Source organism: Kitasatospora sp. NPDC093558 (assembly GCF_040683475.1).
Classification (GTDB): Bacteria; Actinomycetota; Actinomycetes; order Streptomycetales; family Streptomycetaceae; genus Kitasatospora.
Map to the genome: position 1 here is coordinate 1 of NZ_JBFBDY010000405.1, position 5,751 is coordinate 5,751.

5 protein-coding genes and 2 pseudogenes are annotated in these 5,751 nt (G+C 72.5%); 5 read left to right on the forward strand and 2 right to left on the reverse strand.

Annotated features, from left to right (window positions below; all coding sequences use genetic code 11):
• Positions 1-223, forward strand: a pseudogene (locus tag AB0O00_RS27570) (hypothetical protein); the annotation flags it as partial.
• Positions 224-335: 112 nt separating this feature from the next.
• Positions 336-1,106, forward strand: coding sequence for a hypothetical protein (locus AB0O00_RS27575; protein ID WP_363656199.1), 771 nt, complete (start codon positions 336-338; stop codon positions 1,104-1,106).
• Between the two features lie 89 nt (positions 1,107-1,195).
• Here the strand turns inward: AB0O00_RS27575 and AB0O00_RS27580 are convergent, their stop codons facing one another.
• Together AB0O00_RS27580 and AB0O00_RS27585 are read right to left on the reverse strand one after the other, a co-directional pair.
• Positions 1,196-2,053, reverse strand: coding sequence for a glycosyl hydrolase family 18 protein (locus AB0O00_RS27580; RefSeq protein ID WP_363656207.1), 858 nt, complete (start codon positions 2,051-2,053; stop codon positions 1,196-1,198).
• 131 nt (positions 2,054-2,184) lie between these two features.
• Positions 2,185-3,039, reverse strand: a pseudogene (locus AB0O00_RS27585) (transposase); the annotation flags it as partial.
• A 194-nt stretch (positions 3,040-3,233) separates the two neighbouring features.
• On the opposite strand from AB0O00_RS27585, the gene AB0O00_RS27590 reads away from it, so the two are divergent.
• From AB0O00_RS27590 to AB0O00_RS27600, 3 genes are all read left to right on the forward strand, one after another.
• Entirely contained in the window at positions 3,234-3,881 is a 648-nt protein-coding gene (locus AB0O00_RS27590; RefSeq protein WP_363656201.1) for a class I SAM-dependent methyltransferase, read from the forward strand.
• A complete protein-coding gene (locus tag AB0O00_RS27595) occupies positions 3,878-4,546 on the forward strand; it encodes a hypothetical protein (RefSeq protein WP_363656203.1) in 669 nt (222 codons plus the stop codon). The genes AB0O00_RS27590 and AB0O00_RS27595 overlap by 4 nt, the downstream gene beginning before the upstream one ends.
• Before the next feature lie 75 nt (positions 4,547-4,621).
• Positions 4,622-5,677 carry a hypothetical protein gene (locus AB0O00_RS27600; RefSeq protein WP_363656205.1) on the forward strand — a complete coding sequence of 352 codons (1,056 nt, stop codon included), beginning with the start codon at positions 4,622-4,624 and terminating at the stop codon, positions 5,675-5,677.
• The last annotated feature ends 74 nt before the right edge of the window (positions 5,678-5,751 follow it).

Below are 5,751 nucleotides of genomic sequence, written 5' to 3' on the forward strand. Positions count from 1 at the left end.
ACCGAGCCCGTCCCCGCCGGCCCCCGCGTGGCCGACCCCGGCGCCGCAGATCCGCTTCCACGTGCCGGCCGGCGCGCCCCTGGCGGCTGCCCCCGTGCATCACCACAGCGCCAAGCCCACCACCACGATGCTGATCGTGACCGTGCCCGCGGTGCTCGCGGCGGCGATGCTGCGTTCGGGCGGTGGCCGCGGCGGTGGCCGAGGCCGGTCGAGCGGCTCCTGACCGCAGCTCCCGGACGACCCCGGGGCCCGGACCGCTCGCGTCCGGGCCCGACCCCGACATTCCTCGTCACCGATCAGTGCCAGAGACAGCAGAGCCAGAGAAAGGAGTCCCCATGGACGAGTGGGTGGCGTTGGCCATCGCCATGGCGGCGGCGTGTGCCGTCGTCGTGGCGGTGGTCGTGCTACGGCACCGCCGGGTGGGCACCCAGAAGCACGACGAGACCCCGGACGTCATCGACTACATCACGATGATGATCGGCGTGGTGTACGCGATCGTCCTCGGCCTCGCCATCGCGGGGGTCTGGGAGGCGCGCGGCACGGCCCAGGACGACGTGTTCCGCGAGGCCCAGTCGCTCCAGGAGGTGAGCGACCGGGCGGTGGTCTACCCGGCCGAGGTCCGCGACAAGCTCCGGGCCGACGTGGACGCCTACGTGTCGTACGTCGTGAAGGTCGAGTGGGACTACATGCGCGACCACGGGAACATCTCCGACAAGGGGACCGAGCTGCTGGCCCAGGTGCGCGCGGACGTCGCCACCCGGCCGCCGACGACCGAGCTGGAGGCGCAGTCCTACCAGCCGATCATGGACCGGATCGCCCAGGCCTCCGACGCCCGCAACGCCCGCGGGCAGAACGCCGAGCCGACGATGCCCGGGGTCGTCTGGTTCGGCCTGATCGCCGGCGCGCTGGTCACCTTCGGCATGCTGTTCGCGCTCCAGATCCGGCGCACGCCGCGGGAGTTGGTCCTGGCGGGCTGCTTCAGCGCGCTGATCGCCTTCCTGCTGTTCATGATCTGGGACTTCGACGACCCGTTCGGCGGGACCGTCCGCGTCACCACGCAGCCGTTCACCGACCTGTTCCCACAGCTGAACCTCGGCGGCGACTAGCCGGCGGCAAGGCGGCAAGGCGGCGCGAGCCCGGGGCCGTGCGGATCGGCGAGCGATCCGTACGGCCCCTCGTGCTGCCTGCCGGGCCGTCAGCGGAGGCTGCCGTCCATACTGTTCAGCAGTGTGCCGGACGCGTCGTCGTTCTCCAGGGAAAAGGCGAACATGCCGCCCAGCCCCTTGCTCTTGGCGTAGGCGCCGCGGGCCTGGACGGCCTGCGGGGTGTCGCCGGTCCAGAAGTTGGTGCCGTCGTAGACCCAGCTGCTCTCGGTGACCGGGTCCCAGTGGGTGTTCGCGGCGGTCGGGTTGAGCTCCTTCCAGGCGGCCAGGCCGGCCTCCTGGCTGAGCGGCTTGGCCGCGGTCGGCCCGGTCGCGCTCCGGTAGAGGCCGTAGGTGCTCCCGGCCGGGACGCCCGTCCAGCCGCGCCAGTAGAACGGGATGCCGAGGACCAGCTTGTTCGCCGGGAAGCCGCCGGGGATGCCGTACTCGGGCAGGCCCGCGGTGTACGCGGTGAGCATGGTGTCCACGTTGTACTTGCGGGCGCCGGGGGTGATCGGCGTGGTCGGGTCGGCCGGGCTGTCGTGCAGCGGGTCCTGGTGGTTGGTCGGGCCCTTGGCGTCCCAGGCGCCGTGCATGTCGTAGGACATGACGTCGGCGTAGTCGAGGTAGGCGCCGATCCGGTCGGTCTCCAGCTGGGCGATCTTGTCCTGGCCGCTGGGCAGGGCGGCGGTCAGCAGGAAGCGCTTGCCCTGGGCGGCGCCGAGGGCGTCCAGCTGGGTGCGGAACTCCTTGAGCAGCAGGGTGAAGTTCTGCTTGTCGGCGGGGGAGTAGTGGTTGCCGGTGTGGCCGCCGGCCGAGGCCGGGTACTCCCAGTCGAGGTCGACGCCGTCGAAGATGCCGGCCGCCGAGGCGGGGCCGCCGCCGGCGTCGCCGGCGACGCCGGTCGGCAGGTTGCCCTTGAGCGGCTGGTCCCAGCCGTCGGTGCTGCCGTCGACGCTGTTCGCGCCGCTGGTGTCGACGTTCTTCGGGTAGTACGCGTTCTCTTGAAGTTCTCTCCCGGCTGGAGCCGGGAGATTCCTGCCTACTTTGCGGCAGCGGGCTTGACGCGTTTCGCGCGCCTGACGACTGCCCTCCCGGCAGCCGGGACGACCACGATGCCGTGGCCTGTCCGGTACAGGTGCAGGATGTTCCGGGCGGCATTCAGGTCGGCGTTGCCCGACCAGCCGCAGCCGGCGTTCTTGCACACGAACAGGGCTTGCGTCTGCCGGCTGCCGGGCGTGGTGAACCCGCAGGCGTGGCAGCGCCGGGAGGTGTCCGGGGCCGGGACCTTGGCCAGGGTGCCACCGCACCGGGCAATCTTGTACGCCAGCATCGTGACCGTGCGGCTCCACGCTTCGGCGTGGATGGACCGGTTGAGTCCGGACTTCTGCGCGATGTTCCTGCCGGGTTCCCCGAGGGTGCCCCGGGCGGACTTGACCATGTTCGTGATCTGCAACTGCTCCACCACGACCGTGCCGTACTGCCCGGCGATGGCGGTGGTGGTCTTGTGCTGCCAGTCCTGGTGGCGTCGCTTGGCTCTCGCGCGCAACCGTGCGGCCTGGTCATAGGTCCTGCAAAGACGGCGGCTGGTTCGTTCACCGGGCGCGCGGTGCTGCCTGCGCTGCGCGCCGCGCTGCTCCAGCCGCAGGAGTTTGGCCTGCTCCTTCTCGGTCAGCCACGGTCCGTGGTACTGGTGGTTGCCGTCCGAGAGGGCGAGCGGCACGTTCACGCCCACGTCGATGCCGACCTCGGGTCCGGTGTGCGGCGTGGGTGCGGGCTCCACGGCCTGAACGCGGAAGGCGATGTGCCAGCCCAGAGCGTCCTTGACCAGACGCGCCCCGGTGATCCGGTTCCCGCTGTCGGCGCGCTTGCCCACGGGCAGGTCCCTGGTCCAGCGGGTGCCCGAACTGCCGCTTCTCCACCGCATTTCCACTCATCACGATCACCGTAACATTTCGGGCTATTTCACCGCGCTGGGCGGTGCCGGCACCTAACCGGCGGTGTCCACCCGCCGGACGCTTCCCGGAGGGCGCTTGCGCGGACCGGTAAGTTGACCGGTACCTCGCAGGCCCGCCGAACGGAGGACTCGCCATGGACAGCCAGGACTGGGACGACCGCTACGCCGCGAAGGAGCTGGTGTGGGGCGCCGATCCCAACCTGTGGGTCGTCCGCGAACTGACCGGCCACGCGCCCGGTCACGCCCTGGACGTCGCCGCCGGCGAGGGCCGCAACGCGATCTGGCTGGCCCGCCAGGGCTGGGACGTCACCGGTCTCGACTTCTCCGCGGTCGCCATCGAGCGCGCCGAACGGCTCACCGCCGAACTGCCCGACGAGGTCGCCGACCGGCTCACCTGGCGCCACGACGACGCCCGCACCTTCGACCCGCCGGCCGCCGGCTACGACCTCGTCCTGGTCGCCTACCTCCAGGTGCCCGCCCGCGACCGCCGGGCCTCGCTGCGCCGCGCGGCCGATGCCCTCGCGCCGGGCGGCACCCTGCTGGTGATCGGGCACCACCTGCGCAACCTCGCCGAGGGCGTCGGCGGGCCGCAGGACCCGCGGGTCCTGTACACCCCCGAGGACGTCCTCTCCGACGTCGCCGACCACGGCCTGACGACCGTCCGGGCGGAGAGCGTCCTGCGCCCGGTCGGCGGCGATCCCGGGCACCAGGGCCAGGACGGGGGCGGAGGCGGCGCCACCGCCGTCGACCTGCTGGTCCGCCTGGAGCGGGGTGCCGCGTGACCTCTCCGCTCTCCCGCCGCACCCTGCTCGCCGGCCTGACCGCGGCCGTGCCCGTGCTGCTCACCGGCTGCTCGTCGAACGCGAAGGACGCCAAGAAGGCGGCCAAGGCCGCGAACGCGAGCGCCGCCCGCGCGAGCGACCCGGGCGGCGACGCGTTCGTCATGATCATCCGGCACGGCGAGAAGCCGGACGGCAGCACGCCCGGCCTGGACGAGAACGGCAAGCACGACGGCAAGTCGCTCACCGAGCGCGGCTGGGCGCGCGCGAAGGCGCTGCCCAAGCTGTTCGACCCGCCCGCCGCCGGGCTCCGCAAGCCCGCCCGGATCTACGCCGCCACCGACCAGGGCCCGCTCGCCGGGGCGCACCGGATGCGGCAGACCGTCACCCCGCTGGGCGCCGCGCTCGGGCTGCAGGTCGACACGACGTACGCCGAGTCGCAGGAGACCGAGCTCGCCGCGGCGGTGCTGACGGGCGCCCAGCCGGTGCTCGTCAGCTGGGAGCACGGGCGCATCCCGCGGATCGTGGAGGCGCTCGGCGCGACCGGCAGCGGCGCGCCGGCGGTCTGGCCGGACCGCTTCGACCTCGTCTGGGTGTTCTCCCGGACGGCCGGCGGGCCGTGGACGTTCCAGGAGGTGCACCAGCACCTGCTGGACGGCGACTCCTGAGCGCCCGGGCGGACCGGCACCGGCTCTTCACCTTTCGTACACGCGCCTGAGGATACTTCAACTAGCGTGTGGCGCATGAGGATTCGTACGCTGATCGCCGCCTCGGCGGCCGCGCTGGTGCTGGTCGCCGGATGCAGCAGTTCCGGTTCGGAGGACGAGCCGGAGCCCGGCCGCACCACTGCCACCGGGGCGCCGCCCACCGGTGGCTCCGGCGAGCGCCGGGCCGACGGTGCCGAACTGCTGTACCGGGCGGGCGGGAAGAAGAGCGCGCAGAACCCCGCGTTCGCCCCGGACGGCGCCTCGGTGCTGGTCACCGAGTTCGCCGAGGGCTACAACAAGGGCGCCGCCGCGCTCGGCGTGCTGCCCCTGGAGGGCGGCGACCACACGCTGCGCAAGGTGGTGGAGGATCCGGACAAGGCCGCCGTCAACCTCCCCGGCACCAGCTGGAACGCCGCCGCCGACGCCTTCGCCTTCGCCACCGACCGGGACGGCGGCCACGACGAGGTCTGGACGATGAAGCCGGGCGGCACCCCCCAGCGGGTCACCCGGCACGACGACGACAGCGGCTTCAACGAGCCGAGCTTCTCCCCGGACGGCGAGTGGATCGTCTTCCAGCAGAGCTGGGAGCCCGAGCACGCCTCCGTCCACGGCGACAGCGCCGAGCAGGACTCGATCTGGAAGGTCCGCAAGAGCGGCGGCGCGCCCGTGCGGCTGGTCGACGGCAAGGGCACGAAGACCGACAACCGCCAGCCGAACTGGTCCCCCAAGGGCGACCGGATCGTCTTCCAGCGGCGCGACGCCGGCAGCGAGAGCTGGGCGCTGTGGACGGTCGGCGCGGACGGCAGCGGGCTGCGCAAGGTCACCAGCTCGCCGGGGGAGCACACCGACGCGACGTGGTCGCCGGACGGCCGCCACCTGGTGTTCTCGTCGAACTTCGGCAACCTGGAGAACGCGCAGATCTTCGTGGTGGCCGCGGACGGCGGCGAGCCCGTCCGGGTGACCAGGAACGACGGCGCCTACGACGGAGCGCCGAGCTGGTCCCCGGACGGGAAGTGGATCGCCTTCGAGTCGTCGCCGGGCGGCGAGTCGAACCCGGCCGCGCTCTGGCGGATCCCGGCGCCGAAGCTGTGAACCGGGCTCCCGCTACTGCGTGGAGATCGTGACCACCGCGTACTGCACGACGGTCAGCGGCACGCTGACCGTCG

Bases quoted from the DNA above. Each gene is read 5' to 3' on its own strand.
- AB0O00_RS27575 (WP_363656199.1), top strand. From the start codon at position 336: ATGGACGAGTGGGTGGCGTTGGCCATCGCCATGGCGGCGGCGTGTGCC.
- AB0O00_RS27600 (WP_363656205.1), top strand. From the start codon at position 4,622: ATGAGGATTCGTACGCTGATCGCCGCCTCGGCGGCCGCGCTGGTGCTG.
- AB0O00_RS27590 (WP_363656201.1), top strand. From the start codon at position 3,234: ATGGACAGCCAGGACTGGGACGACCGCTACGCCGCGAAGGAGCTGGTG.